Raw genomic sequence first — 1,741 nt, forward strand, 5'->3', positions numbered from 1 at the left:
GCCGCCCGAGGCCACGCCGCAGGCCGGATCGCCCAAGGCGGCCACGGGGTCCCCGGAGCTCCGGCCCCGATGGGACCCAGGGGAAGGAGGAGGTCTAAATGGCGTTTTTTGCGCGTCTGAAGGAGGGGCTGAAGGGCGTCAAGGAGCGCTGGAGCGGCGGCATTGCGAGGCTGTTCTCAGGGAGCTCCTTTGACGATGCCTTCTGGGAGGAGCTGGAGGACCGGCTGATCGCCGGGGACGTCGGGGTCGAGTTGTCCGAGGAGCTGGTGGAATCCCTGAAGGGGGAGGTTCGGGCCCGCGGCATCGCTTCGCCGGAGGCGTTGCGGGACGTCTTCGTCGAGAGGATCACGGCGGAGCTCCTGTCCGTCCCCGGGATGGGGAAGCCCTTCGAGACGGAGCCCGCCCCCCAGGTGCTCCTGATGGTGGGGGTCAACGGCAGCGGCAAGACCACCTCGGCCGGGAAGCTGGCTCTGCAGTTCAAGGGGCAGGGGAAGGGCGTCGTGCTGGCCGCGGCGGACACCTTTCGGGCGGCGGCGGTGGAGCAGCTGCAGATATGGGGCGAGCGGGTGGGGGTGCGCGTCGTCGCCCAGGGACAGGGCAGCGACCCCGCGGCGGTGGCCTTCGACGCCTGGCAGGCCGCGCGAAGCGCGGGCGCGGACCTCCTCATCGTGGACACGGCGGGCCGCCTCCACGACAAGCACAACCTGATGGAAGAGCTGCGGAAGATCCAGCGGGTGCTGGTGCGGGAGGCGGGAGAGGACCGGGTTCAGACGGTCCTGGTGCTGGACGCGGTGTTGGGGCAGAACTCCGTCGCGCAGGCGGAGACCTTCAACTCCATCCTCCCCGTCTCCTCCATCGTGCTCACGAAGTACGACAACACGGCGAAGGGGGGCGTGGTGCTGGCCATCGCCCGCAGACTCCGCATCCCCGTGCGCTGCATCGGCCTGGGCGAGGCCCCGGAGGACCTCAGCCCCTTTGACCCGGCCGAGTTCGCGGCGGCGCTGATGGAAGGCGAGGCGGGGCGATGACCGCGGCGCGGGAGGCGGAGGCGGAGCGGCTTCGGTCGCTGTCGCGAAGCTCGCCGCTTTTGGTCTTCCTCAGGGCGATGTACGGCCTGATGTTGGACTATGGCGTCTACCTGCCCGACGGCGCGGACCCCATCGTCCTCTCGAAGGAGCAGCTGGTGCTCCTCGTGGAGCGGGGAAAGGCGGAGGCGCCGGTGCGCGACCTGCCGGCCCTGGCGAGGGACGGACTGTTCCGCCCCCTGGAGCCGGAGGGCCTGCCGAACCCGGACGTGCTCCAAGCCCTGGTCCTGGAGCGGCGCGGCGCCCGCACGGCGACGATAAGCGAAGCCGTCAGCCGGACGGAGCCGGAGTATCCGGAGTGGTGGGAGGCCCCCGTCCCCTTTGCCCTGTGCGCCCGGACGGGCGTGAAGCTGAACCGGGCGGCGGCGGAGGCGTTCGGGTCGGACCTGGAGCGGCTCAGCGTGGCGGACCTCCCTGAGAAGGACGAGTTCATCGTGGAGCTGGAGGGCAGGGAACGGCCCTGCTACTTGACCTTTCGCCGCGTCGATCGGGACGTCTTCATCGTGGACGACTGCACCGGGGACCTGGCGGAGGCGCAGGACATCTCCTGGTGGGCCGCCGTGGGCCGCCGCTGGACGACCGTCCTGGAGTCCGGGGGGGCCTCGTGGCGCCGCGTGGACGCCCCGCCGGAGGGCTTCAAGGGGCAGTCCTGGCCC

At 71.1% G+C, this 1,741-nt stretch carries 2 protein-coding genes; both read left to right on the forward strand.

Features of this window, described 5'->3' with window-relative positions; all coding sequences use genetic code 11:
* Nucleotides 1-98 precede the first annotated feature (98 nt).
* Nucleotides 99-1,028 (forward strand): signal recognition particle-docking protein FtsY, encoded by a 930-nt coding sequence (gene ftsY, locus SY1_RS06325; protein ID WP_015556537.1) that lies wholly within the window; start codon nt 99-101, stop codon nt 1,026-1,028.
* On the forward strand, nt 1,025-1,741 hold a 717-nt coding region (locus SY1_RS06330; RefSeq protein ID WP_208873113.1), incomplete at its 3' end, for a hypothetical protein. The genes ftsY and SY1_RS06330, both read left to right, overlap by 4 nt.

Origin of the sequence: Fretibacterium fastidiosum (assembly GCF_000210715.1) — a bacterium.
Classification (GTDB): Bacteria; Synergistota; Synergistia; order Synergistales; family Aminobacteriaceae; genus Fretibacterium; species Fretibacterium fastidiosum.

Coding starts and splice junctions, on each gene's coding strand:
- ftsY (WP_015556537.1), top strand. CDS start 99: ATGGCGTTTTTTGCGCGTCTGAAGGAGGGGCTGAAGGGCGTCAAGGAG.